Raw genomic sequence first — 24,552 nt, 5'->3', positions numbered from 1 at the left:
ACCCTCATCCCGTAAAAATGATTGCTGATGCTATCAGAGACGCAGGCGCCCGCCACGACTGCGTGCTGTCCCCAGACCATGAGGCAGCAGGCTGGAACGGGTGTGCGCATGACAAATCGCAATGGCCAGGGCGTCCGAGGCATCGATTTGCGGTTTGCTGGTCAATTTGAGCATGTGCATGACCATCATTTGCACCTGCTCTTTATTCGCCGCGCCGGTGCCGGTCACGGCTTGCTTGACCTGGGTCGCGGTGTATTCAGCGATTTCGAGGCTTTCTTCGGCGCCGGCAACGATGGCTGCACCCCGGGCCTGGCCCAGTTTCAGCGCGGAGTCGGCGTTGCGGGCCATGAAGACCTTTTCGATGCCCATGGTCGTGGGGCCGTAGGTCTGGATGACTTCCCGCACGCCGCGATAGACGATTTGCAGACGTTCGTGCAACTCGCCGGAGCCAGTGCGAATACAGCCCGAGGCCACGTAGACGCAGCCGCGCCCGGTATCGCGTACCACGCCATAACCGGTGATGCGCGAACCGGGATCGATACCAAGGATTAAAGTCATAACGCCTGCGGGTTCAGTAAAAACACGGTATTCAATACACGAATAACAAATGTGGGAGCGGGCTTGCTCGCGAATACGGTTTTACATTCAGCAACTATGTTGCCTGAAAATCCGCGTTCGCGAGCAAGCCCGCTCCCACAAGGGATCCTGGTCGCCCTTAACCCAGTTGCGCGGCAACCGACTCCGGAATGTCTGCGTTGGAGTAGACGTTCTGCACGTCATCCAGGTCTTCAAGCATGTCGATCAGCTTGAGCACCTTCTCCGCGCCTTCCAGGTCCAGTTCGGCACTGGTGGTTGGCAACATCACGATTTCCGCGTCATCACCTTTGAAACCGGCGGCTTCCAGGGCGTTACGCACCGAGTAAAACCCGGCGAACGAAGTGAACACGTCAATCGAGCCGTCTTCGTGGGTGACCACGTCATCGGCGTCGGCTTCCATGGCCGCTTCCATCAGCGCGTCTTCATTGACGCCCGGTGCGAAGGAAATCTGCCCCTTGCGTTCGAACAGATAGGCCACCGAACCATCAGTGCCCAGGTTGCCGCCGCACTTGCTGAACGCATGACGAACAGCCGCTGCGGTGCGATTACGGTTGTCGGTCATGCACTCGACCATCACCGCCACGCCGCCCGGGCCGTAACCTTCATAGGTCAGTTCGACCATGTCGTCGGTGTCGGCTGCACCGGCACCGCGTGCTACCGCGCGATCAATGATGTCGCGGCTCATGTTCGCACCAAGGGCCTTGTCCAGGGCCAGGCGCAGACGCGGATTGGAACCCGGATCGCCGCCACCCTGACGGGCCGCAACGGTCAGTTCACGAATCCACTTGGTGAAAATCTTGCCCTTCTTGGCATCCTGACGTTCTTTGCGGTGCTTGATGTTCGCCCACTTGGAATGACCCGCCATATCTCGCTCCGAATTCTCTTTGAAACATTGCCCGCTGCGCGTTGAGCGCCAGCCAGCAACAAAAAAATCTCGACCTGTAAAAAAGGCGCATCCCATGAGGATGCGCCTTCAGGGTCAGCCTTACTCAGCCTTTGGCGTTTCGCGCAGACGAATGTGCAATTCGCGCAATGCCTTGGCATCTACAGCACCCGGTGCCTGAGTCATGACGTCAGCCGCGCTCTGGGTTTTCGGGAACGCAATCACTTCACGGATCGACTGGGCGCCGGTCATCAGCATTACCAGACGGTCCAGACCGAAGGCCAGGCCACCGTGCGGCGGCGCGCCGTATTTCAGGGCGTCGAGCAGGAAGCCGAATTTCTCTTCCTGTTCCGCTTCATTGATACCCAACAGGCGGAACACGGTCTGCTGCATTTCCTTGCGGTGGATACGGATCGAGCCGCCACCCAGCTCGGTGCCGTTCAGAACCATGTCGTAGGCACGGGACAGAGCGATTGCCGGGTTGGCTTCCAGCTCTTCCGGGGTGCACTTCGGCGCGGTGAACGGGTGGTGCAAGGCGGTGAAGCTGCCGTCGTCGTTCTCTTCGAACATCGGGAAGTCGACAACCCACATCGGTGCCCACTTGCAGGTCAGCAGGTCCAGATCGTTACCAACCTTGATCCGCAGCGCGCCCAGGGCTTCGCTGACGATCTTGGCTTTGTCGGCACCGAAGAACACGATGTCGCCGTCAACCGCGCCAACGCGATCGAGGATCACATTGAGGTTGGCTTCAGGGATGTTCTTGACGATAGGCGACTGCAGGCCTTCGACGCCTTTGGCGCGCTCGTTGACCTTGATGTACGCCAGGCCCTTGGCACCGTAGATGCCGACGAACTTGGTGTAGTCGTCGATCTGCTTGCGCGGCATGCTTGCCCCGCCTGGAACGCGCAGAGCGGCAATGCGGCATTTCGGGTCGTTGGCCGGGCCGCTGAACACCTTGAAGTCGACTTCTTTCAGTTGGTCGGCAACGTCTACCAGTTCCAGCGGGTTACGCAGGTCTGGCTTGTCGGAACCGTAACGACGCATGGCCTCTTCGAAGGTCATGTGCGGGAAATCACCGAATTCCAGGTCCAGCACTTCCTTGAACAGGTTGCGGATCATTTTTTCGGTGATGGCCATGATCTCTTTTTCATCGAGGAAGCTGGTCTCGATGTCGATCTGGGTGAATTCCGGCTGGCGGTCGGCGCGCAGGTCTTCGTCGCGGAAGCACTTGGCGATCTGGTAGTAACGGTCGAAGCCGGCAACCATCAGCAGTTGCTTGAACAGCTGTGGCGATTGCGGCAAGGCGAAGAAGGAACCGGCGTGAGTACGGCTCGGCACCAGGTAGTCGCGCGCGCCTTCCGGAGTTGCACGGGTCAGGATCGGCGTTTCGACGTCGAGGAAGCCGTTCTCGTCCAGGAAGCGACGGATGCTGGTGGTCATGCGCGAACGCAGGCGCAGCTTCTCGAGCATTTCCGGGCGACGCAGGTCGAGGAAGCGATAGCGCAGGCGGGTTTCTTCGCCAACGTCGGAGAACTCGTTGAGCGGGAACGGCGGGGTTTCCGACTCGTTCAGCACTTCAAGCTCGTAGCCCAGCACTTCGATCATGCCCGACGCCATGTTGGCGTTGGTGGCACCGGCCGGACGCAGGCGCACCTTGCCGGTGATCTTCACGACGTATTCGCTGCGCACGCGATCGGCGGCGGCGAAGCTTTCGGCGCGGTCCGGATCGAATACCACTTGGGCCAGACCATCACGATCACGGATATCGAGGAAAATCACCCCACCGTGGTCACGGCGACGGTGAACCCATCCGCAAAGGGTAATTTCCTGGCCTTCCAGGGCTTCGTTCAGTTGGCCGCAATAATGGCTGCGCATCATGGTAGTGGTTTCACTTCTCGTAATTCGAAATTCGGTTGGAGACCCTGCACAGAGGCAAGAGCTCGCACGTGTCGTTCAACTCAGGTTCCAGACCTTAGTCAGCTTTGTCGCCGCCGGCCAGATTCTTCTTGGAACCGGTCTTGAAGTCGGTTTCATACCAGCCGGTGCCGCTGAGGCGGAAGCCCGGCATGGACAGCATCTTCTTGAGCTCTGGCGCCTGGCACGCAGGGCAGTCGACCAGCGGTGCTGCGCTGATCTTTTGAATGGCTTCCAACTGATGACCACAGGAAGCACATTGATAGTCGTACATCGGCATGGGGGTTGTCTCGGCGATCAGGATTGCTACCGCTTACACTGGGTTTTGCGGCAAAGAGCGGGATTATATCCATTAAATGCAGCCTGTGCAGCCGTAAGACTGCACAGACTGACATACCACCCGTTACAGGCCGAAACAGGTGAGCCCAGCGTTACTTCAGGCTGTGCACGACGCAGACGACGCGCACCAGCCCGGTGAAATTCTTCACCCCGCCGTGGCGCAAATGTACTTCGCGATCCACGTGGGACAACAGCGCGCTGACCGAGCAGCCATTGAGCGTGGCCATTTCGCCGAGGATTTCCCAATAAACCTGCTCAAGCCGCAGGCAGGTCGCAAAACCATTCAAACGCACCGAACGGGCCAAAGGCCTGGCCAGCCCCATATCGAATTCACTGACGAACGGATCAATCTTGATCGCCTGTTGCGCCCCGAACCTCCTCTCGTCCCGACTTTCTCCATAAACCATAGCGCTGACACTCCTTTGTCATCCCGGCTTTCTATAGGAGCTACCTCCTGCTCCTTATAAAAACGCAGGCGCAAAGTTATATCCAGATGACTTTATGACCATCAACGTAGGATAAGCCAACAACGGAGTGAGGATCATGGACAGGGTCCTAGGCCGGACCGTTTCCTACGAAACCTAGGGTATTTTCTTCAGCTGAAAGGGCGTTTATCTGCAAGAGGAAGCTGCGTGCGAACAACGCTCCCGGCGTCATTCGCACACCGGGACGGTTACTGATCCAGCAAGGAGCGCAACATCCACGCGGTTTTTTCATGAACCTGCATACGTTGGGTCAGCAGGTCCGCCGTCGGCTCGTCGCTGACCTTGTCCAGCAACGGGAAGATCCCGCGCGCCGTACGGGTCACCGCCTCCTGCCCATCGACCAGCTGCTTGATCATGTCTTCGGCGCTAGGCACACCCTCCTCTTCCTTAATAGAAGAAAGACGGGCATACACCGAATAGGCGCCGGGTGCTGGAAAACCCAAGGCGCGAATCCGCTCGGCAATCGAATCGACCGCCAGGGCCAACTCGTTGTACTGCTCTTCGAACATCAAGTGCAGGGTCCGAAACATCGGGCCCGTGACGTTCCAGTGGAAGTTATGGGTTTTCAAATACAGCACATAAGTGTCCGACAACAGACGCGACAGCCCGTCGACGATGGACTTGCGATCCTCTTCACTGATACCGATATCGATTGCCATGCTTACCCCCTAAAGGTGATGAAATTCATCCGACAAGTGCAGGACCACTGTAGCAAGGCAATCCGCACCCTGCTGACCTGGATGGCCAGCCGACCTGCGACAAATCGCCCTCGGGGACACCGCCCGACCGCCTGATTTGAGTAGGCGCAGGCTTTGCTGTTAAATAGGCAGTGTGTCGCTATGCCCCTATTTCTCCGGGGCGCAGCGCATAGGCTGATAGCGGGTACGTGTCCACCGCCTCTTATTGTTCTGAAGCGGACCGTGCTCAATCAGCTCTTCCTTGTGATCTGTCTTAACGCGAGTCAATCAAAATGTTGAAAATCGTCCACCTGCTAATGGGCGCAGCAGCCTTGCTGCTGTCCTTCTTCCCTAGCTTGCAACCCGAAGCTGTTCCTTACCTGCAACAACCCGATGCGCTGTACCTGGCCTTTTTCGGCCTGCTTAACCTGACCCTCGCTCCGGTTATCCCCTACTGGAACAAAGGTCCTCGTCACCAACTGCAAAACCTGGTCAGCGCCCTGCTGGTCCTGGCTGTTGTCCTGCAAACCCTGACACTGATCGCGAAGATGCCTTTTATCGCTGGCCAACCTTCCGTTCTGTTCAGCCTGCTGACTGCCGTGGTCGCAGTCCTTCTGCACCTGGCCATCAGTTTCTACAAATCTTCACCGGCCGCCGCCTCGCCAAGCTATGACATGAGCAACCGCGATACCGGCACCGTCAAGTGGTTCAACACTTCCAAAGGCTTCGGCTTTATCTCCCGGGATTCCGGCGACGATATTTTCGTGCACTTCCGGGCCATTCGTGGCGAAGGTCACCGCGTCCTGGTCGAAGGCCAGCGTGTGGAGTTCTCCGTCATGAATCGCGACAAAGGCCTGCAAGCCGAAGATGTGATTGCCGCACTGCCCCGTCGCTGATCCCGAGCGATAAAAAAACCGCGAGCAGCCTGGCTGTTCGCGGTTTTTTATTGCCCGGCGTTTGGCCGGCACACTCCATGCCTTTGGCTCAGTAGTGCGGCGGCGGAGCCTCTTCCTCGGAGGACTCGAACTGGCCGGCCATCTCTTCCTGGCGGCGCAGCAGCGCGGCCATTTGCAGTTGCAGGCGCTCGACCACGCGCTGTTGCGTCACCAGGATATCGTTCAATGACTGAATGGTGTCGTCCTGGAACGCCAGTTGGCTTTCCAGATCGTTGACGCGTTCTTCCAGGCTCATGGCTCAGCCCTCCAGAAACGTGAAGTGATCGGTCAGAACCAGGCGCAGCCGTTCGCGAATCACCGCGACCTGCTCGGCACTGTAGGGCTTGGCCGGATGTTTGCCCCAAACCGGGGCTGGCCAGGCGGCATCCTCGCGTTTGCGCACTATCACATGCATATGCAGCTGGCTGACAACGTTACCCAAGGCCGCGACGTTCAATTTGTCGGCGTCGAACGAGTCCTTGAGCATTTCCGCCAGTGCGGTGGTTTCCTGCCACAGCTGCTGCTGATCGGCGACATCTAACTGAAACAACTCGCTGATATCTTCGCGGCGCGGCACCAGGATGAACCAGGGATAGTTCGAATCGTTGGACAAGAGCAACCGGCAGAGGGGGAAGTCCCCGATCGGCAAGGTGTCTTGTTGAAGTCGTGGATCTAAAGCGAACACTGAGCGCACTCCCGCCGGTTTCATCATTTTCAGCTTAGCGCCCCTCAATAGAGGCTGCGCGCCAAGCGACAGGACGGCAGCATACCTGCGAATGCCCCAGGCTTCACGACGAACCTGGCCGCCATCCACCCAATAAATTTCGCCGAGCGGGACACACGCCCCGACATGAGACATTTTTCATCGGAGCGCACCATTACAGAACCCACGCGGTGACAAAAAACGCCGAAGTGACCCATGAATACTCAACCGTTCGCAGGCTACCGATCGCGGCGCTGTATGAATTCAGTACAGCGATTAAAATTTTTTGCACCAAAACCGCACATCGCGTCTACGCTGAGAGCGTCGGGGATCCGCCAATTACTCACTTTCGGGGTGAACCGGTAACGTTTTTTGTGGTCGCGCGATTGTCATGATGGCGCAACACCATGCAACGGACGGCGTCAAGTGCAAACAAAACGCGCTTGAAACCCCCGGTTTTATGAGGTTTTTACAGCTGCAAACGGGCCTTCAGAAAAAAACAGACACAGAATTCTGATTTGAGCACGCTTGTTGCATTCATACCTATATCGCCTACGAAGCGTCCGCTGGAAGTGGAAGCTGGAAGGCAAATAAAAACAGCGGCAGGGTTGCCCGATGGAGATTCAAACGTTTCACCAGGGACTCTTTTTACCGGTGCTCCAGGCTTGGAAAACAACGCTAAAGTTGTCAATCCGCTTGCGTCGGGGTAGAGAATTTGCGACATCTACCAAGCCATTTGCGACAGGGTCGTAAAGAAGCTGAAAGGTTAGATACGCAAGTATCGCCAACATTGTCGGCGTGATATAAGTTTGCGCCGACACAAAAAGAAAGAGCCGCCCAGATAATAAAACAGGTGGGACGGCAGTACTCTTCTAAAACCAAAGGAGCAAATCACGATGCGCGTGATGAAGTGGAGCACAATCGCACTGGCAGTTGCAGCAGCAGCCAGTACTCAAATGGCTACGGCCGCACCTTTTGTTAGTGACCAGGCTGAAGCCAAAGGTTTTGTTGAAGACAGCTCGTTGAACTTGCTGGTTCGCAACTACTACTTCAACCGTGACAACAAGAATGGCAACCGCGACGTCAAAGACTGGACCCAGGGCATTTGGGGCAACTTCAGCTCCGGTTACACCCAAGGTACTGTAGGCGTTGGTGTTGATGCATTCGGTTACCTGGCCATCAAACTGGATGGCGGCGATGGCACTTCCGGCTCGGGTAACATGAGCCGTAGCGACACCGTTAACGCTAACGGCGGCCGCGACGTCAACGACAGCCAGGGTAAAGCCGGCGCAGCGATTAAATTCCGCATCTCCAAAACCGAGTTGAAAGTCGGCGACATGCAGCCGAGCACTGCTCCTGTGTTCGCAGTCGGCGGTTCCCGTATCCTTCCGCAAACTGCCAGCGGTTTCCAACTGCAGAGCAGCGAAGTCAAAGACCTTGACCTCGAAGCCGGTCACTTCTACTCGGGCACCAGCCAAGACAAGAACGCCCATGACGGCGGTCTGTTTGCAACCTACGCAGGCGTTGAAGCCAAGACCATCGACTACTTCGGTGGCAAATACGGCATCACTGAAAACCTGACCGCATCGTTGTATGGCGCCAAGCTGGAAGATATCTGGAACCAGTACTACGCGAACGTGAACCTCACCACTCCAATCAGTGGTGACACCTCGCTGAACACTGACTTCAACATCTATCGCACCACCGACACCGGTGACGCGAAAGCCGGTGACATCAGCAACACCGCGTTCTCGCTGGCCACTGCTCTCTCGTTCATGAAAGCGCACACCATCACCCTGGCCTTCCAAAAGGTTAATGGCGATACCCCGTTCGACTACATCGGTATCGGCAAGAACAACCGTGGTGGCGACTCGATCTTCCTCGCCAACTCCATCCAGTACTCTGACTTCAACGCCCCAGGCGAGAAGTCGGCCCAGATCCGTTACGATCTGAAAATGGCTGAGTACGGCGTTCCTGGTCTGAGCTTCATGACCCGCTACGTAACTGGTTGGGACATCGACGGTACCCATACCCCGGCTGGCAGTGCATACACTGGCCTGTACGGCGAAGATGGCAAGCACCACGAAACCAACTTTGAAGCCAAGTATGTTGTTCAGTCTGGCCCAGCGAAAGACCTGTCTTTCCGCCTGCGTCAAGCTTGGCACGTAGCTAACGCCGACGAAGGCGAAGGCGACGTTAAAGAGTTCCGCCTGATCGTTGACTACCCGCTGTCGGTTCTGTAATTGCCGAAAGTTAGTTTGCGGTAATCAAAAAAAGGCCCATCTTCGGATGGGCCTTTTTTATTGACTTCGGTTCACGCTTAATTGATTAGCTTGCTACTCAATATAGCCCGACCCATAAAGTCAGGCATTAGTAGCACTTCCCTCAATTCACCGGTGCTTCCTGAACCACACGAATAACTCGTTGCGGGAACGGAATATCGATACCCGCGGTTTTCAAACGATCCCGGGATTGTTCATTGAACATGAACATCACATCCCAGTAATCAGCCGTCTTGACCCACACTCGCAGGGACACAGTAATCGAACTGTCGCCCAAGGTCGAAATAACGGCTTGTGGCGCAGGTTCCGCCAGGATGCGTTCATCTTTGGCCAGTTCCAGCAACACTTCACGGGCCTTTTGCAAGTCCGCTTCGTAGTCCACGCCTACATCAAACACGACTTTGCGGGTTGGCTGACGGTTAGTGTTGGTGATGATGCCGTTCGACAGGTTGCCGTTCGGAACAATGATGGTCTTGTTGTCGCCAGTGCGCAGCACCGTGTGGAAAATCTGAATGCTGTCCACTGTACCGGCAACGCCTTGGGCTTCGATCCAGTCACCAATGCGGAACGGACGGAACAACAGAATCAGCACGCCGCCAGCGAAATTCGCCAGGCTGCCCTGCAACGCCAGACCAATGGCCAGGCCTGCCGCACCGATGGCTGCGACGAACGAGGTGGTTTCCACGCCAATCATCGAGGCCACGCTGACAATCAGCAAAACCTTGAGAATGATGTTGGCCAGGCTGCTGATAAAACCTTGCAACGCCAGGTCGGCGTTACGCAGAGCCAGCAAGCCACCGAGCTTTTGCGTGACCTTGTTGATCAGCCACCAGCCGATGGCCAGGGTGATCACTGCCAGCAGGACACGGCTGCCATACTCCATGATCATCGGGATCCAGGCTTGAGACGCCTTGACCAGATTGTCCACTTCAGTATTCAAATCCATCTACTTTCTCCTGATTCCCGGCCATCCGGCACGCGAACAATAAGCGGCATTAAGGGCCTGCCGAGGTTAAGCACAATGCAGTGTGGGAGCGGGCTTGCTCGCGAAGAGGACGTGTCAGTCGAAATCATTGCTGAATGACACACCGCTTTCGCGAGCAAGCCCGCTCCCACAGGGGCCCGCGTTACATGTTTAGTCGCGGAAGTTGTTGAACTGCAGCGGCATGTCGAACGTCTTGGCGCGCAGGGCCGCGATGGCTTCCTGCAAATCGTCGCGCTTCTTGCCGGTGATGCGCACCTGCTCGCCCTGGATGGAGGCCTGGACCTTGAGCTTGGCGTCCTTGACGTGAGCGACGATTTTCTTCGCCAGCTCTTTGTCGATGCCTTCCTTGAGGACGGCTTCCTGCTTCATCAGCTTGCCCGAAGCGTAGGCGTCCTTGACCTCAAGGCACTGCACGTCGATCTTGCGCTTGACCAGGGACAGCTTGAGGATCTCGATCATCGCTTCGAGCTGGAAGTCGGCTTCAGCGGTCAGGTTGACGGTCAGGTCCTTTTCCTTGAACTCGAAGGTGCCCTTGCCTTTCAGGTCATAACGACGATCGAGTTCCTTGACGGCGTTCTCGACCGCGTTGGTGACTTCGTGTTTGTCCAGTTCGGATACCACGTCGAACGACGGCATGTAGTTTCTCCAATAAAAAGGCGCGCTCGATCACGATGGAGCGCGCTTGGCTTGCGGTTAAAATCGGGCTCATTATAACGGGTCTTTCTCAACCGATACTGCGAGCCTCACATGCCTGCCTTAATCCGAGCAAAAAGCTGATGTCCATGACCTGGCATGTCCTGGGCGCCGGAAGCCTTGGCACCTTGTGGGCTACCCGCCTGGCGCGGGCCGGCGTTCCGGTTCGGTTGATTGTGCGCGACGAGCAACGCTTGCAGGCGTATCGAGCGGCCGGTGGCCTGACACTGGTGGAACACGGCGAAGCAAAACTCTATGAGATCCCCGGCGAAACATCCGACAGCGATGAGCCGATCAATCGCCTGCTGGTGGCCTGCAAAGCCTACGACGCCGTGCAAGCCGTGGCCCGCCTGGCGCCGCGCCTTGCGCCCGGTGCCGAACTGATTCTGTTGCAGAACGGCCTCGGCAGCCAGGATGCGGTCGCCGCGCAAGTGCCGCAGGCCCGTTGTATCAGTGCGTCGAGCACTGAAGGCGCGTTTCGTGATGGCGACTGGCGTGTGGTGTTCGCCGGCCACGGTTACACCTGGCTGGGGGATGCCGGCCATCCGGTGGCGCCGATCTGGCTGGAAGACCTGACGGCTGCTGGCATTCCCCACGAATGGACTACGGACATCCTCACCCGCCTGTGGCGAAAACTCGCGCTCAACTGTGCGATTAATCCACTGACCGTGCTGCACGATTGCCGTAATGGCGGTTTGCAGCAGCATCATTGCGAAGTGGCCACCCTCTGCGCCGAGCTGACCGAACTGCTGGAGCGTTGCGGGCAACCGGCCGCCGCCGAACATCTGCAACAGGAAGTCGAACGGGTGATCCAGGCCACCGCCGCCAATTACTCGTCGATGTACCAGGATGTGGCCAATCAGCGCCGCACCGAAATCAGCTATCTATTGGGCCACGTCTGCAGAGTCGCGGCGCGGCACCAGTTGAACCTGCCGCATCTCAATCAACTTGAAGCCCGGTTAACCGCGCATCTGCACAGCCTTGGATTGCCCAGCGACTGAGCAGCGGCTACGCTGGCCACTTGTTCCTTTGTAGCGATAAACCTGATGCCACTGCGCCAGCGCCTCGAAAACCTCCCTGTCGGCCAGAAACTGCTGGCCGCCCTGCTGGTGCTGTTGATCACCGTCCTGCTGGTCGCCAACCTGACCTTCATCAGCGCCGCGTACTACATTTCCCAGGAAAGCATGGCGCCCCAGGCCCTGCAAACCATTGGCCGGCTGGTGTCGAACCCAAGCCTGGTGTCCGAGGCGTTGAAGTCGCCACAAAGCGCCGAGCGCCTGCTCAATGAACTCAACAGCTACTCGCCATTGCGCGCAGCGGCGCTGTATGACGGCGACGGCGTGCGCCTGGCGCAGTTGCAGCACGGCGAAAAACTCAAGCTGCCGGAACGCTATCGGCATATCGAAGCGTGGCAAGCCACGGAGTTTCGCAGCAATCAAATCATCACCCTACCCCGCCCCGGCACCGAACCGGGCCATTTGCTGCTGGTGGCGAGCAGCGAACTGCCGGTGGCGTTCTACACCGGCACCCTGACCGCGAGCCTCGGCATCCTGATCTTCAGCGTGTTGCTGTGGCTGGTAATCGCCCGGCAGATCAAACGCCTGATCACCCGGCCGATCCATCAACTCGAAGAGCTGTCCCGACAGGTCACCCGGGAAGAGAACTACGCGTTGCGCGCCTCTCGCGGCAACCACGATGAAATCGGCAGCCTCGCCGAGGCGTTCAACACCATGCTTTCGCGTATTGAAGCCCGGGAGCAGCAGCTCAAACGCGCCCGGGACGACTCCCAGGCTGCTTATGATCAGGCCCAGGGGCTGGCGGAAGAAACCCGTCACACCAACCGCAAGCTGGAACTGGAAGTCCAGGTGCGGAGCAAGATCGAGAAGAAACTCACCGGTTTCCAGAACTACCTCAACAGCATCATCGACTCGATGCCTTCAGCGCTGATCGCCCTCGATGAGCAGCTCTACGTCACCCAGTGGAATCAGGAGGCCAGCGCCCTGTCCGGCACGCGTCTGGATGAAGCGCTGAACCAGCCGATCTTTCTCGCGTTCGAACCGCTCAAACCGTTCCTGCCGCAACTCAAGCAAACCGTCGAGCAACACACGGTGGCCAAGATCGAGCGGGTGACCTGGGTCAAGGACGATGAAGCCAAGCACTACGCCCTGACCTTCTACCCATTGATGGGCGGCGCAGGGCGTGGCGTGGTGATCCGGATCGACGACATCACCCAGCGCCTGTCCCTGGAAGAAATGATGGTGCAATCGGAAAAAATGCTCTCGGTCGGCGGCCTCGCTGCCGGCATGGCCCACGAAATCAACAACCCGCTGGGTGCGATCCTGCACAACGTGCAAAACATTCGCCGGCGGCTGTCGCCGGACCTACCGAAAAACCTTGAGCAAGCCGAACACGTCGGCGTCGAACTGGAAACGGTCAACCAGTACCTGAAAGCGCGAGAAGTGCCGCAGTTGCTCGACGGCATCCAGCAGGCCGGTGCGCGGGCGGCGAAAATCGTCACGCACATGCTCAGTTTCAGCCGCCGCAGCACCCGCCAGATGGCGCCGTGCGACCTGCCGGCGTTGATTGATCAAGCGGTGGAAATCGCCGGTAACGACTTTGACCTGGCGATCGGTTTCGACTTCAAGGGCCAGGCGATCATTCGTCAGTTCGACCCGGCGCTGGGTCCGGTGCCGGGCACGGCCAACGAATTGGAGCAGGTGCTGCTAAACCTGTTGAAAAACGCCGCCCAGGCAATTCATCAGCGCGAAGATGACCGCGAACCGGGGCGAATCATCCTGCGCACCAAGCTCAATCCACCGTGGGCGGAAATCCAGGTCGAAGACAACGGCATCGGCATGAGCGAAAACGTGCGCAAACGCACCTTCGAGCCGTTCTTCACCACCAAGGAAATCGGCCAGGGCACCGGCCTCGGGCTGTCCGTTTCGTATTTCATTATCACCAACAACCACAAGGGCCAGATGGAAGTGCAATCGACCCTCGGCCAGGGCACCTGCTTCACCTTGCGCCTGCCGTTGGCGGGCACCCCGCTCGTCTCCCAAGAACTCAATCAGCTATCGAGGTAACCATGGGCTTTCGCCTGTCGAAGATTTACACCCGCACCGGCGACAAAGGCGAAACCGGCCTGGGCGATGGCCGCCGCGTGCCGAAGGATCACCCGCGGATCGAGGCGATTGGCGAGGTCGATACGCTGAACAGTCAGGTGGGTGTGCTATTGGCCGGGCTGGAAGCGCAAAGCTCTGCTTATCCGAGCTTGAAGGAAGTGATTGAGGTGTTGGCGCCGTGTCAGCATCGGTTGTTTGACCTGGGTGGTGAACTGGCGATGCCGGTGTATCAGGCGCTGAATGCCGCTGAAATCGAACGGCTGGAAGCGGCGATTGATCTGTGGAATGAAGAGCTGGGGCCGCTGGAGAACTTCATCTTGCCGGGCGGCTCGGCGTTGATTGCCCTGGCTCACGTCTGCCGTAGTCTGGCCCGCAGTGCGGAACGGCGGTGTCAGCATTTGAATGCGGTTGAGCCGCTGGCCGGGGTTGGCCTGGCATATATTAATCGGTTGTCGGATTTGCTGTTTGTGGCGGCGCGGTTGATTGCCAAGCGTCAGGGGATTGCCGAGATTCTTTGGCAGCCGGCGACGAAGCCTGAGGTTTAGTCGGCGACTGTCAGTCCCTCATCGCGAGCAAGCTCGCTCCCACAGGGGAACGCATTCCAATGTGGGAGCGAGCTTGCTCGCGATGAGGCCGGCCGCTACACCACAGAATCAGGCCAAAACGCCCGAATCCCCGCCACACCCTGCGCCCCGATTTCCCAAGCCTTCTGCCGTTCCGCCGGGCCAACGCCACCCAGCAGGAACACCGGTTTGCTGAAACCGGCGATCAGGGCCTTCGCCTGTTCCCAACCCAACGGCTGGCCATCAGGGTGAGTCTGGGTCACTTGCACCGGCGACAGGGTCACGAAGTCCACGCCCATCTGCTCGGCCAACGCCAGTTCTTCAGCGTTATGGCAGGACGCCGCCAACCAGCGCGACGCCGGCAACGGTCGACCGGCCGCTGCGTACTTGCGCAACTGCGCGGCGGTGATGTGCCAACCGGCGGAAGGGAAATCACCCAGCCACTCGAACGGCCCCTTGATCATCAACTGCGCCTTGCCGGCACACAGCCCCGCCGCATCCACCGCCAAGTCGCGGTATTTAGGGTCGTAGCCGTTGGGCGCCCGCAGCACAATCAACTTGATGCCACCGGCAATCGCCTTCTGGATACCGCGCAGCAAGGCTGGGGTTTCCAAGTCTTCCGGGGTAATCAGGTACTCCGCCGGCAACCGTGCAGCCGCGACGATCGGTTGGTTGGCCGCCGGGAACTCGTAGTTCAGCAGGTCACGCGGTGCGACCCATTCCAACGGCTGGCCTTCGGCGCCGTGGGGTTCGCCGCTGAATGCCGAGACTTCCCAGACATCTAACAACACCTGTTTGTCGGGGTAGTCGTGCTGAACCTTGATCAGCGGTCGCGCCGCTTCAACAACAATGCCCAACTCTTCCTGAAGTTCACGGGCAAATGCCGATTCGACCGATTCGTCGGCCTCGACCTTGCCACCAGGAAACTCCCACAAACCGCCCTGATGTTGGGTGTCGGCACGGCGCGCGATAAGAATCTTGCCAGCGCTGTCACGGATCACAGCGGCGGCGACGTGTACTCGTTTCACTGTCCTACCTCCTCCAGACCGGCCTTCTGCCAAGCCTTGAACGCTGGCCATTGGTAAATGGTTTCGACGTAAGCCTCGGCCACCGCCGGCAACTGCACCCGGTAGGTGCGCAGACGCACGGCAATCGGCGCGAAGTACGCATCCGCCAAAGTAGCGCGGCCAAACAGGAATGGACCGGTTTCGGTCGCAGTGGCGCGGCATTCAGCCCACAACGCCAGCATGCGCTCGATTTCTGCCTGAACCTCTGGCGGGATCGATGGCAGCGCTTCGTCGCGGCTCAGGTCGAATGACATGTTGCCGCGCAGGGCGAAGAAACCGCTGTGCATCTGCGCGCAAGCCGAACGGGCCTGGGCGCGGGCGGCGGTGTCTTTGGGCCAGAGGCCGGCGTCGGGGAACTGCTCGGCCAGGTACTCGGCAATCGCCAGGGAATCGGCGATGACGCCGTGTTCGGACTTCAGCAGCGGGACTTTGCCGGTCGGCGAATGTTTGAGCACGCGCTCACGGGTGTCTGGCTGGCCAAGTTTGATCAGTTCTTCGGTGTAGGGAGCGCCAGTCAGTTCGAGGGCCAGGGCACTGCGCAGGGACCAGGAGGAAAGCAGTTTGTCGCCGATGATCAGGTGGAGGCTCATGTTCGGGACCTTTTGATGAGGGGTGCAGGCCGGAATCTTTAGCGTCTGGTGGTCCGTCTTCGCGGGCAAGCCTCGCTCCTACAAGGGCGGGGGCTTGCTCGCGAATGGGGGCGACTCGGTCTTAGGTGCGGTACTCAGCGTTGATTTTCACGTATTCGTGGGACAGGTCGGTAGTCCAGATGGTTTCGCTGCAATCGCCGCGACCCAACTCGATACGGATGGTGATTTCTTCCTGCTGCATTACCGCCGAGCCCTGGGCTTCGGTGTAGGTCGAGGCGCGGGCGCCGTGGCTGGCGATGCACACTTCGCCGAGGAACACGTCGATCTTGCTCACGTCCAGGTCCGGCACGCCAGCACGGCCGACGGCGGCGAGGATGCGGCCCCAGTTCGGGTCGGAGGCGAACAGCGCGGTCTTGATCAGCGGCGAGTGCGCCACGGTGTAGCCGACGTCCAGGCACTCCTGGTGATTGCCGCCACCGTTGACTTCGACGGTCACGAACTTAGTCGCACCTTCGCCGTCACGCACGATGGCCTGGGCCACGTCCATGCACACTTCGAACACCGCTTGCTTCAACTTGGCGAACAATTCACCGCTGGCGGAAGTGATTTCCGGCAGTGCAGCCTGACCGGTGGCGATCAGCATGCAGCAGTCGTTGGTCGAGGTGTCGCCGTCGATGGTGATGCGGTTGAACGACTTGTTGGCGCCGTCCAGCAGCAGGTTTTGCAGGACTTCACGGGAGACTTTGGCATCGGTGGCGATGTAGCCGAGCATGGTCGCCATGTTCGGACGGATCATGCCCGCGCCTTTGCTGATGCCGGTGACGGTGATGGTCACGCCGTCATGCTCGAACTGGCGGCTGGCGCCTTTAGGCAAGGTGTCGGTGGTCATGATGCCGGTGGCGGCAGCTTCCCAGTTGTTCACCGACAGATCATCAAGAGCGGCTTGCAACGCGCCTTCGATTTTCTCGACCGGCAACGGCTCGCCGATCACACCGGTGGAGTACGGCAGCACCAGGCTGGCATCGACGCCGGTCAGTTCAGCGAGTTTCGCGCAGGTGCGCTCCGCAGCGGCCAGGCCAGGTGCGCCCGTACCGGCGTTGGCATTGCCGGTGTTGGTCAGCAAGTAACGCACCGGACCTTGCACGCGCTGCTTGGCCAGGATCACGGGCGCGGCGCAAAACGCGTTCAGGGTGAACACGCCCGCAACGGTGGAACCTTCGGCACAGCGCATGACCACGACATCCTTGCGCCCCGGGCGCTTGATGCCGGCCGAAGCGATACCGAGTTCAAAACCGGCAACCGGGTGCAACGTTGGCAAAGGACCAAGACCAACAGCCATGAATGCGCTCCTTAATAAATGATGTCTGCACCGCTTTCAGGAAGAACGGCGGGTTTAAATGGCAAAACGCCGCGACGGCTGATGCCGGTCGCGGCGCGGGTATTTCAGCGATTGAAACGGGTTTTACTGGATCTGCCCGTGGCAATGCTTGAATTTCTTGCCCGAACCGCAGTAGCACAGTTCGTTACGGCCCAGCTTCTGATCGTTGCGTACCGGTGCGGTGGCGAGGGCGACATCGACCTCTTCACCGAGCAGTTCCGGTTGCTCGAGACCCGGCGCTTCGTCGTGCTGGAACTGCATGCGGGCGGCCAGTGCTTCGGCTTCCTGACGCAGGCGTTGTTCTTCTTCGACCGGATCTTCGCGGCGAACCTGAACGTGGGACAGCACACGGATCGAGTCGCGCTTGATCGAATCCAGCAGCTCGGAGAACAGCGTGTACGACTCGCGCTTGTACTCTTGCTTCGGGTTCTTCTGCGCATAACCACGCAAGTGAATGCCGTGACGCAGGTGATCCATGGTCGACAGGTGGTCTTTCCACAGGTCGTCGAGTACACGCAGAACGATTTGCTTCTCGAAGGTGCGCAGCGCTTCGGCGCTCGCCTGCTCTTCTTTCTCGTTGTACGCCGCCAGCAGCTCGGTCATGAGCTTCTCGCGCAGGGTTTCTTCATACAGGTGATCGTCTTCGTCGAGCCATTTCTGGATCGGCAACGCCACACCGAAGTCGCTCTGCAACGCGGCTTCCAAACCGGCAACGTCCCACTGCTCAGGCAACGATTGCGGTGGAATGTGCGCGCTGACGGTAGCGTTGAGCACGTCCTGACGGAAGTCAGCGATGGTTTCGCCAATGTTGTCGGCGGCCAGCAACGTGTTACGCATGTGATAGATCACTTTACGCTGTTCGTTGTTGACGTCATCGAACTCGAGCAATTGCTTGCGAATGTCGAAGTTACGGCCTTCAACCTTGCGCTGGGCCTTCTCGATGGCGTTGGTCACCATCCGGTGCTCGATCGCTTCACCGGACTGCATGCCCAGGGCTTTCATGAAGTTCTTCACCCGGTCAGAGGCGAAGATGCGCATCAGGCTGTCTTCCAGCGACAGGTAGAAACGGCTGGAACCGGCGTCACCCTGACGACCGGCACGACCACGCAACTGGTTGTCGATACGGCGCGATTCGTGACGCTCGGAAGCAATTACCTGCAAGCCGCCGGACTCCAGCACTTGCTGATGGCGTTTCTGCCAGTCGGCCTTGATCTGGGCGATTTGCTCAGGTGTAGGGTCTTCCAGCGAAGCCACTTCCACTTCCCAGTTACCGCCCAACAGGATGTCGGTACCACGACCGGCCATGTTGGTGGCGATGGTCAGTGCGCCTGGGCGACCGGCCTGGGCAATGATCTCGGCTTCTTTTTCGTGGAACTTGGCGTTCAGAACCTTGTGTTCGATGCCTTCTTTCACCAGCAGGCTGGACATGTGTTCCGACGTTTCAATCGTTGCAGTACCCACCAGCACCGGACGGCCCTGGGTCATGCATTCCTTGATGTCGGCCACGATCGCGGCGTATTTCTCGTCCGCGGTGAGGAACACCAGGTCGTTGTAGTCTTTACGCGCCAGCGGCTTGTTCGGCGGGATAACCATCACCGACAGACCGTAGATCTGGTGGAATTCGAACGCTTCGGTGTCAGCGGTACCGGTCATGCCGGACAGCTTGTTGTACAGACGGAAGTAGTTCTGGAACGTGGTCGAAGCCAGGGTCTGGCTTTCGGCCTGAATGTTCAGATTTTCCTTGGCTTCGATGGCCTGGTGCAGGCCTTCGGACAGACGACGGCCCGGCATGGTACGACCGGTGTGTTCGTCGACCAGCACAACCTGACCGTCCTGCACGATGTATTCGATATTGCGATGGAACAGCTTGTGCGCACGCAGACCGGCATAAACGTGGGTCAGCAGGCCCAGGTTATGCGCCGAGTACAGGCTTTCGCCTTCAGCCAGCAGGCCGATACGGGTCAGCATTTCTTCAACGTACTGGTGACCGGCTTCGTTGAGTTCGACCTGGCGGGTCTTCTCGTCGACGGTGTAGTGACCAGCCTTGGTGACTTCGCCTTCGACTTCTTCGACGTGCAGTTCCAGCTGCGGGATCAGTTTGTTGATCTCGACATACATCTTGGAGCTGTCTTCAGCCTGACCGGAAATGATCAGCGGGGTACGGGCTTCGTCGATGAGGATGGAGTCGACTTCGTCGATCACGGCAAAATTGAGTTCGCGCTGGAATTTTTCTTCCATGCTGAACGCCATGTTGTCGCGCAGGTAGTCGAAACCGAATTCGTTGTTGGTGCCGTAGGTGATATCGGCGGCGTAAGCCAGGCGTTTTTCTTCCGGCGGCTGGAATGGGGTAACCACGCCGACCGTCATGCCGAGGAATTCGTAGAGCGGACGCATCCAGTTGGCGTCACGACGGGCCAGGTAGTCGTTCACGGTAACAACGTGCACGCCTTTGCCGGACAGCGCGTTCAGGTAAACGCCCAGTGTTGCCACCAGGGTCTTGCCTTCACCGGTACGCATTTCCGCGATCATGCCTTCATGCAAGGTCATGCCGCCGATCAGCTGGACATCGAAGTGACGCATACCCATGACGCGCTTGCCGGCTTCGCGGGCGACCGCAAAAGCTTCTGGCAACAGCTTGTCGAGGGTTTCCCCTTTGGCGATGCGGGCCTTGAACTCATCAGTCTTGGCACGCAATTGATCGTCCGAAAGGGCCACCATTTGCTCTTCGAAGGCATTGACGAGTTGCACCGTCTTGAGCATGCGTTTGACTTCACGCTCGTTCTTGCTTCCAAAAAGTTTCTTTAACAAAGGCGCAAACATATCGGCAGGATCTTCCACACTAAAGGGATGGAGGGCGGCCCCGTGAGTCGCCCGTGCAGCCCTCATGGCCGCATGCGAACGAGCATTCTACCCGGAAACGATGGTGAGGAAAGTGGCGTTATTCCACGATGCATGCACTGCGCTGTTACGGGGCTCACTTAAAATAAGGGCTTTTTGCTGAACTTCAACCCATTCACGGTAGAAGTTACTTGTTGATTTAATGGGTAAAGCGCTCGCAAAGCAATGGGTCAGGCGCATCGGATGCTTTCTGCTACCATGGCGGCTCTGTTACTTCAGGTGTCTGATCATGGCATTTCGCCCTCTCACGGCCAGAGCACCCGCCGTTCTGCTTCGCGAAGCCAAACCGCTGAAAGCCATTTTCGGCCAAGCTCAACGCCTGGGTCATTTACAACGCCTGGTGGAAAGCCAATTGCAGCCTGCCGCGCGTGAGCACTGTCATGTGGCTTCGTGGCGCGAAGGCAGTTTGTTGCTGATTGTCACCGATGGGCATTGGGCGACACGCCTGCGTTACCAGCAGAAGCGCTTGCAACGGCAATTGCAGTTGTTCGATGAGTTTGCCAGCCTGACCCGGATTCTGTTCAAGGTGCAACCACCGACCGTCCAGCAAGGCGCAGCGGGGCATACCATCAGTTTGTCCAGCGATGCGGGTGCGACCATTCAGGCGACGGCTGACGGGATCAGTGATCCGAATTTGCGCGCGGCGCTGGAGCGTCTTGCGGCGCACGCCAAACCCAAGGACTGACCGAATCCCCTGTGGGAGCGGGCTTGCTCGCGAATAGGGAGTGTCAGTCGACATTATTTTTGAATGACACACCGCTTTCGCGAGCAAGCCCGCTCCCACATTTGATCTGTGTCCGCTTGTTATCGGCGTTTACTTCCGCCTAACAAAGAACCCATCAACCCGCGCACCAACTGTCGGCCCAATTGATTGGCCGCCTGTCGCATCGCCGATTTCAGTGCCTGCCCCGCCGCCGTGCCGAGGAATTCCCCGGCCTTGTCGGTGAAGCTTGGCTCTTCTGCCACCGGTTTACCCGGTGCTGCGTCAGCTTCAGGCGCCAGCCCCTTGCGGCCCATCAACACTTCATACGCAGACTCACGATCAACCGGCTTGTCATAACGCCCCTTGAATGGCGACCCGGCGATCAGCATCGTGCGTTCGGTTTCGGTCAATGGTCCGATCCTCGATTGCGGCGGTGCGACCAAGACTCGCTGGACCATCTCCGGCGTGCCCTTGTCCTGCAAGGTGCCGACCAGCGCCTCGCCGATTCCCAGTTCGGTCAACACCGATAAAGCGTCAAACGCCGGGTTCGGCCGAAAGCCGTCAGCCACCGCGCGCAGGGATTTCTGTTCCTTGGCGGTGAATGCCCGCAAGCCATGCTGAACCCGCAGGCCGAGCTGGGCCAGCACGTCGTCCGGCAAGTCGCCTGGGGACTGGGTGACGAAATACACGCCCACACCTTTGGAGCGAATCAACCGCACCACTTGCTCCAGACGCTCTTGCAACGCCTTGGGCGTGTCGGCGAACAACAAGTGCGCTTCGTCGAAAAACAGCGCCAGCAGTGGTTTGTCCGCATCGCCACGTTCCGGCAGTTGCTCGAACAACTCTGCCAGCAGCCACAGCAGGAACGTCGCGTAGACCTTCGGCGCTTCGTGCACCAGACGACTGGCATCCAGCAAGTGAATGCGCCCGCGGCCATCGGCGGTCGGTTGCAGGATGTCTTCGAGTTGCAGCGCCGGTTCGCCGAACAAGGCTTCAGCGCCCTGTTGCTCCAGGATCGCCAGGCGCCGCAGCAAGGCCTGACTGGAGCCTGTCGTCATCAATGCTGCGTCGTCGCCCAGCAATTGCGGGTTGTCTCGCAGGTGATTGAGCAGCGCTTTCAAATCCTTGAGGTCCAGCAGCAACAGGCCTTCGCGGTCGGCGACCTTGAACGCGGCGTACAGCGCCGACTGCTGGCTGTCGCTCAACTCCAGCAGGGCGCCGATCAGCAGCGGGCCCATTTCACTCAGGGTGGTGCGCAATGGATGACCGGACTCACCGTGAATGTCCCACAAGGTCACCGGATACGCCTGGGGCTTGTAGTTCAGCCACGGCATGCCGTCGATCCGCTCGGCGACCTTGCCCTGCGGGTTACCGGCGGCGCCCAGGCCACACAGGTCACCCTTGATGTCGGCGGCAAACACCGCCACGCCGGCGTCGCTGAAAGCTTCGGCCAGGCGCTGCAACGTGACGGTCTTGCCGGTACCGGTGGCGCCCGCGACCAGACCGTGACGGTTCGCCAGGCGCATGGCCTGGGCGATCGGCTGCCCCGCGAGGTCGGCACCGATAACGAGTTGCAATGAGTCAGGCATTTTGTCACCCATGGTTAATCTTTGATCCTTCACGGCCGATAAAAAGAAGTGAGAAACACGACTGAAAAGAGCCTCGGTAGTCCCTTAAGGAGAGACGGAATATCAGCTTGATTTCAACACTGCCCATTTTGCGCGTCTTTATATAAAAGCACGCCTTGGACATATAAGACCTTAGCGGACACCCCAAGCCATGAATAAAAATCTGCGCTTCAGCCATAAGATACTGCTTGCCGCCGCCCTGATCGTTATTGCTGCCTTCGCCTCGTTCACGCTGTACAACGACTATTTGCAACGCAATGCGATTCGCCGTGATCTGGACAACTATCTGCAAGAGATGGGCAACGTCACGGCCAAAAACATTCAAACCTGGCTGGCCGGCCGCAGCCTGCTGATCGAAAACCTGTCACAAACCGTTGCGCTGAATGCAGAGGCCGGCAATGTCGCCACCCTGCTCGAACAAAAGTCGGTGAGTTCGACCTTTATGGGGGCGTTCCTGGGCAACAAGGATGGCTCCTTCATCATCCGCCCGAACAGCAAGATGCCCGACGGCTACGATCCTCGCGTTCGCCCGTGGTACAAGGCCGCGCAAAACGCCAGCGGCCCGGCACTCACTGACCCCTACATCGATCTGGCTTCCGGGCAATTGGTGATTTCCATCGTGAACCGGGTCACCAACGCCGGCCAGGACCTTGGCGTGGTCGGTGGCGACTTGAGCTTGCAGGTGATCGCCGACAGCCTCAACGAATTGGACTTCGACGGAATGGGTTATGCCTTCCTGGTCAGCGCCGACGGCAAGATCCTCGCCCACCCGGACAAAGCGCTGGTGATGAAAACGCTCAAGGATGTCTACCCGCAAGACACCCCGACGATCAGCAGTCAGTTAAGCGAAATCCAGGTTGACGGCAAAACCCGCATCGTCACCTTCACACCGATCAAGGGGCTGTCTTCGGTCAACTGGTACGTAGGGCTCTCCGTGGACAAAGGCAAAGCCTTCTCCATGCTTAGCGAGTTCCGCACCTCGGCGATCATCGCCACCGTCATTGCCGTGGCCATCATCATTGCCCTGCTCGGCATGCTGATCCGCATCCTGATCCAGCCGCTGCACGTCATGACACGCGCGATGGAAGACATCGCTGACGGTGAAGGCGATCTGACCAAACGCCTGACCATCCAGAACCAGGATGAATTCGGCGTCCTCGGTACCGCTTTCAACCGGTTCGTGGAGCGGATTCATACGTCGATCCGCGAAGTGTCCTCGGCCACCGGCCAGGTCAACGAAGTGGCCCTGCGTGTGGTCGCTGCATCGAACTCGTCGATGTTCAACTCCGACCAGCAGGCTTCGCGCACCAACAGCGTGGCTGCGGCGATCAACCAGCTCGGCGCCGCCGCCCAGGAAATTGCGCGCAACGCCGCGCAAGCGTCGAACCAGGCCAGCGATGCGCGCAGCCTGGCCGAAGATGGCCAGCAAGTGGTGGATCGCAGCATCAAGGCGATGAATCAGCTGTCGAGCATGCTCAGCGCGTCGAGCACCAATATCGAGTCGCTGAACAGCAAAACCGTGAACATCGGGCAGATTCTGGAAGTGATCACCAGCATCTCCCAGCAAACCAACCTGCTGGCGCTCAACGCTGCGATTGAAGCGGCGCGTGCCGGTGAGGCCGGTCGTGGTTTCGCGGTGGTGGCCGACGAGGTGCGCAACCTGGCGCACCGGACTCAGGAATCGGCGCAACAGGTGCAGACCATGATCGAGGAGCTGCAAGTCGGTGCCCGAGAATCGGTCAGCACCATGAGCGAAAGTCAGCGCCACAGTCAGGACAGTGTGGAAATCGCCAACCTGGCCGGCGAACGCCTGAACAGCGTGACCTTGCGCATCGGTGAGATCGACGGGATGAACCAGTCGGTGGCGACCGCGACTGAGGAGCAGACGGCGGTGGTGGAGTCGATCAATGTCGACATCACCGAGATCAACACGTTGAACCAGGAAGGCGTGGAAAACCTGCAATCGACGTTGCGCGCGTGTTCGGACCTTGAGCAGCAGGCGGCGCGGTTGAAGCAGTTGGTGGGCAGTTTCCGTATTTAGGTTGTATTTGAGGGCCTCTTCGCGGGCAAGCCTCGCTCCTACAGGATTACGCAATCACCTGTAGGAGCG

22 protein-coding genes and 1 pseudogene are annotated in these 24,552 nt (G+C 58.8%); 8 read left to right on the top strand and 15 right to left on the bottom strand.

The genetic code is table 11. The annotated features are described in order from the left end of the window. Positions 1-33 precede the first annotated feature (33 nt). From ruvC to NK667_RS02200, 6 genes are all read right to left on the bottom strand, one after another. On the bottom strand, positions 34-558 hold the full coding sequence (ruvC, locus tag NK667_RS02225; protein ID WP_054044997.1) for a crossover junction endodeoxyribonuclease RuvC: 525 nt from the start codon (positions 556-558) through the stop codon (positions 34-36). A 157-nt stretch (positions 559-715) separates the two neighbouring features. Continuing rightward, on the bottom strand, positions 716-1,462 hold the full coding sequence (locus tag NK667_RS02220; RefSeq protein ID WP_054044999.1) for a YebC/PmpR family DNA-binding transcriptional regulator: 747 nt from the start codon (positions 1,460-1,462) through the stop codon (positions 716-718). A gap of 120 nt (positions 1,463-1,582) precedes the next feature. Beyond that, complete coding sequence (gene aspS, locus NK667_RS02215) at positions 1,583-3,358, bottom strand: aspartate--tRNA ligase (RefSeq protein WP_054045001.1); 1,776 nt, start codon at positions 3,356-3,358, stop codon at positions 1,583-1,585. A 94-nt stretch (positions 3,359-3,452) separates the two neighbouring features. Then, complete coding sequence (locus NK667_RS02210; RefSeq protein WP_010457489.1) at positions 3,453-3,674, bottom strand: FmdB family zinc ribbon protein; 222 nt, start codon at positions 3,672-3,674, stop codon at positions 3,453-3,455. Positions 3,675-3,825: 151 nt separating this feature from the next. After that, positions 3,826-4,140, bottom strand: a complete 315-nt coding sequence (locus NK667_RS02205) for a ribbon-helix-helix domain-containing protein (protein ID WP_054045003.1) — start codon at positions 4,138-4,140, stop codon at positions 3,826-3,828. Between the two features lie 266 nt (positions 4,141-4,406). After that, positions 4,407-4,877: a Dps family protein gene (locus NK667_RS02200; protein WP_054045005.1), complete on the bottom strand. Its 471-nt coding sequence runs from the start codon at positions 4,875-4,877 to the stop codon at positions 4,407-4,409. Positions 4,878-5,188: 311 nt separating this feature from the next. Here NK667_RS02200 and NK667_RS32535 point away from each other — a divergent pair, with 311 nt between their 5' ends. Further along, positions 5,189-5,791, top strand: a complete 603-nt coding sequence (locus tag NK667_RS32535; RefSeq protein ID WP_054045007.1) for a cold-shock protein — start codon at positions 5,189-5,191, stop codon at positions 5,789-5,791. Positions 5,792-5,879: 88 nt separating this feature from the next. Here NK667_RS32535 and NK667_RS02190 read toward each other — a convergent pair whose 3' ends face one another. Together NK667_RS02190 and NK667_RS02185 are read right to left on the bottom strand one after the other, a co-directional pair. Further along, positions 5,880-6,086, bottom strand: a complete 207-nt coding sequence (locus NK667_RS02190) for a SlyX family protein (RefSeq protein WP_054045009.1) — start codon at positions 6,084-6,086, stop codon at positions 5,880-5,882. A gap of 3 nt (positions 6,087-6,089) precedes the next feature. Further along, positions 6,090-6,515, bottom strand: a complete 426-nt coding sequence (locus tag NK667_RS02185; RefSeq protein WP_054045765.1) for an HIT domain-containing protein — start codon at positions 6,513-6,515, stop codon at positions 6,090-6,092. A gap of 914 nt (positions 6,516-7,429) precedes the next feature. On the opposite strand from NK667_RS02185, the gene NK667_RS02180 reads away from it, so the two are divergent. Then, on the top strand, positions 7,430-8,776 hold the full coding sequence (locus NK667_RS02180) for an OprD family porin (RefSeq protein ID WP_054045011.1): 1,347 nt from the start codon (positions 7,430-7,432) through the stop codon (positions 8,774-8,776). 142 nt (positions 8,777-8,918) lie between these two features. Here NK667_RS02180 and NK667_RS02175 read toward each other — a convergent pair whose 3' ends face one another. Together NK667_RS02175 and NK667_RS02165 are read right to left on the bottom strand one after the other, a co-directional pair. Beyond that, complete coding sequence (locus NK667_RS02175; RefSeq protein ID WP_054045013.1) at positions 8,919-9,761, bottom strand: mechanosensitive ion channel family protein; 843 nt, start codon at positions 9,759-9,761, stop codon at positions 8,919-8,921. A 189-nt stretch (positions 9,762-9,950) separates the two neighbouring features. Next, the gene (locus NK667_RS02165) at positions 9,951-10,436 is read right to left on the bottom strand and encodes a YajQ family cyclic di-GMP-binding protein (protein ID WP_054045015.1); all 486 of its coding nucleotides are present in this window, start codon (positions 10,434-10,436) and stop codon (positions 9,951-9,953) included. Between the two features lie 140 nt (positions 10,437-10,576). On the opposite strand from NK667_RS02165, the gene NK667_RS02160 reads away from it, so the two are divergent. Genes NK667_RS02160 through NK667_RS02150 form a run of 3 tightly spaced genes read left to right on the top strand, consistent with a single transcriptional unit; the run spans position 10,577 to position 14,160 of the window. After that, positions 10,577-11,494: a putative 2-dehydropantoate 2-reductase gene (locus tag NK667_RS02160; RefSeq protein WP_054045017.1), complete on the top strand. Its 918-nt coding sequence runs from the start codon at positions 10,577-10,579 to the stop codon at positions 11,492-11,494. Positions 11,495-11,539: 45 nt separating this feature from the next. Then, positions 11,540-13,576, top strand: coding sequence for a sensor histidine kinase (locus NK667_RS02155; protein WP_054045019.1), 2,037 nt, complete (start codon positions 11,540-11,542; stop codon positions 13,574-13,576). A gap of 2 nt (positions 13,577-13,578) precedes the next feature. Then, positions 13,579-14,160 carry a cob(I)yrinic acid a,c-diamide adenosyltransferase gene (locus NK667_RS02150; protein WP_054613724.1) on the top strand — a complete coding sequence of 194 codons (582 nt, stop codon included), beginning with the start codon at positions 13,579-13,581 and terminating at the stop codon, positions 14,158-14,160. Positions 14,161-14,255: 95 nt separating this feature from the next. Here the strand turns inward: NK667_RS02150 and NK667_RS02145 are convergent, their stop codons facing one another. From NK667_RS02145 to secA, 4 genes are all read right to left on the bottom strand, one after another. Next, positions 14,256-15,206 carry a Nudix family hydrolase gene (locus NK667_RS02145; protein ID WP_054613723.1) on the bottom strand — a complete coding sequence of 317 codons (951 nt, stop codon included), beginning with the start codon at positions 15,204-15,206 and terminating at the stop codon, positions 14,256-14,258. Then, positions 15,203-15,835 carry a glutathione S-transferase family protein gene (locus NK667_RS02140; protein WP_054613722.1) on the bottom strand — a complete coding sequence of 211 codons (633 nt, stop codon included), beginning with the start codon at positions 15,833-15,835 and terminating at the stop codon, positions 15,203-15,205. Before NK667_RS02140 ends, NK667_RS02145 begins: the two co-directional genes overlap by 4 nt. Before the next feature lie 121 nt (positions 15,836-15,956). Continuing rightward, positions 15,957-17,174 (bottom strand): bifunctional glutamate N-acetyltransferase/amino-acid acetyltransferase ArgJ, encoded by a 1,218-nt coding sequence (gene argJ, locus NK667_RS02135; protein WP_054613721.1) that lies wholly within the window; start codon positions 17,172-17,174, stop codon positions 15,957-15,959. Between the two features lie 123 nt (positions 17,175-17,297). Further along, the gene (gene secA / locus NK667_RS02130; protein WP_054045031.1) at positions 17,298-20,033 is read right to left on the bottom strand and encodes a preprotein translocase subunit SecA; all 2,736 of its coding nucleotides are present in this window, start codon (positions 20,031-20,033) and stop codon (positions 17,298-17,300) included. A gap of 307 nt (positions 20,034-20,340) precedes the next feature. Here secA and NK667_RS02125 point away from each other — a divergent pair, with 307 nt between their 5' ends. After that, a complete protein-coding gene (locus NK667_RS02125; RefSeq protein ID WP_054613720.1) occupies positions 20,341-20,796 on the top strand; it encodes a DUF721 domain-containing protein in 456 nt (151 codons plus the stop codon). Positions 20,797-20,915: 119 nt separating this feature from the next. Here the strand turns inward: NK667_RS02125 and NK667_RS02120 are convergent, their stop codons facing one another. Continuing rightward, a complete protein-coding gene (locus tag NK667_RS02120) occupies positions 20,916-22,403 on the bottom strand; it encodes a helicase HerA-like domain-containing protein (RefSeq protein ID WP_054614070.1) in 1,488 nt (495 codons plus the stop codon). Between the two features lie 190 nt (positions 22,404-22,593). Between NK667_RS02120 and NK667_RS32710 the strand changes: the two are divergent. Further along, positions 22,594-23,625, top strand: a pseudogene (locus NK667_RS32710) (HAMP domain-containing protein); the annotation flags it as partial. A 93-nt stretch (positions 23,626-23,718) separates the two neighbouring features. After that, entirely contained in the window at positions 23,719-24,483 is a 765-nt protein-coding gene (locus tag NK667_RS32705) for a methyl-accepting chemotaxis protein (RefSeq protein ID WP_375538741.1), read from the top strand. The last annotated feature ends 69 nt before the right edge of the window (positions 24,484-24,552 follow it).

It is taken from the genome of Pseudomonas nunensis (assembly GCF_024296925.1).
In the GTDB taxonomy this organism is placed as follows: Bacteria; Pseudomonadota; Gammaproteobacteria; order Pseudomonadales; family Pseudomonadaceae; genus Aquipseudomonas; species Aquipseudomonas nunensis.
The sequence above is the reverse complement of the archived record's forward strand: the minus strand, read 5'-3'. Positions and strand labels throughout refer to the sequence as shown.

Bases quoted from the DNA above. Each gene is read 5' to 3' on its own strand.
- ruvC (WP_054044997.1), bottom strand. From the start codon at position 558: ATGACTTTAATCCTTGGTATCGATCCCGGTTCGCGCATCACCGGTTAT.
- NK667_RS02220 (WP_054044999.1), bottom strand. From the start codon at position 1,462: ATGGCGGGTCATTCCAAGTGGGCGAACATCAAGCACCGCAAAGAACGT.
- aspS (WP_054045001.1), bottom strand. From the start codon at position 3,358: ATGATGCGCAGCCATTATTGCGGCCAACTGAACGAAGCCCTGGAAGGC.
- NK667_RS02210 (WP_010457489.1), bottom strand. From the start codon at position 3,674: ATGCCGATGTACGACTATCAATGTGCTTCCTGTGGTCATCAGTTGGAA.
- NK667_RS02205 (WP_054045003.1), bottom strand. From the start codon at position 4,140: ATGGTTTATGGAGAAAGTCGGGACGAGAGGAGGTTCGGGGCGCAACAG.
- NK667_RS02200 (WP_054045005.1), bottom strand. From the start codon at position 4,877: ATGGCAATCGATATCGGTATCAGTGAAGAGGATCGCAAGTCCATCGTC.
- NK667_RS32535 (WP_054045007.1), top strand. From the start codon at position 5,189: ATGTTGAAAATCGTCCACCTGCTAATGGGCGCAGCAGCCTTGCTGCTG.
- NK667_RS02190 (WP_054045009.1), bottom strand. From the start codon at position 6,086: ATGAGCCTGGAAGAACGCGTCAACGATCTGGAAAGCCAACTGGCGTTC.
- NK667_RS02180 (WP_054045011.1), top strand. From the start codon at position 7,430: ATGCGCGTGATGAAGTGGAGCACAATCGCACTGGCAGTTGCAGCAGCA.
- NK667_RS02175 (WP_054045013.1), bottom strand. From the start codon at position 9,761: ATGGATTTGAATACTGAAGTGGACAATCTGGTCAAGGCGTCTCAAGCC.
- NK667_RS02165 (WP_054045015.1), bottom strand. From the start codon at position 10,436: ATGCCGTCGTTCGACGTGGTATCCGAACTGGACAAACACGAAGTCACC.
- NK667_RS02160 (WP_054045017.1), top strand. From the start codon at position 10,577: ATGTCCATGACCTGGCATGTCCTGGGCGCCGGAAGCCTTGGCACCTTG.
- NK667_RS02155 (WP_054045019.1), top strand. From the start codon at position 11,540: ATGCCACTGCGCCAGCGCCTCGAAAACCTCCCTGTCGGCCAGAAACTG.
- NK667_RS02150 (WP_054613724.1), top strand. From the start codon at position 13,579: ATGGGCTTTCGCCTGTCGAAGATTTACACCCGCACCGGCGACAAAGGC.
- NK667_RS02140 (WP_054613722.1), bottom strand. From the start codon at position 15,835: ATGAGCCTCCACCTGATCATCGGCGACAAACTGCTTTCCTCCTGGTCC.
- argJ (WP_054613721.1), bottom strand. From the start codon at position 17,174: ATGGCTGTTGGTCTTGGTCCTTTGCCAACGTTGCACCCGGTTGCCGGT.
- secA (WP_054045031.1), bottom strand. From the start codon at position 20,033: ATGTTTGCGCCTTTGTTAAAGAAACTTTTTGGAAGCAAGAACGAGCGT.
- NK667_RS02125 (WP_054613720.1), top strand. From the start codon at position 20,341: ATGGCATTTCGCCCTCTCACGGCCAGAGCACCCGCCGTTCTGCTTCGC.
- NK667_RS02120 (WP_054614070.1), bottom strand. From the start codon at position 22,403: ATGCCTGACTCATTGCAACTCGTTATCGGTGCCGACCTCGCGGGGCAG.
- NK667_RS32705 (WP_375538741.1), top strand. From the start codon at position 23,719: ATGTTCAACTCCGACCAGCAGGCTTCGCGCACCAACAGCGTGGCTGCG.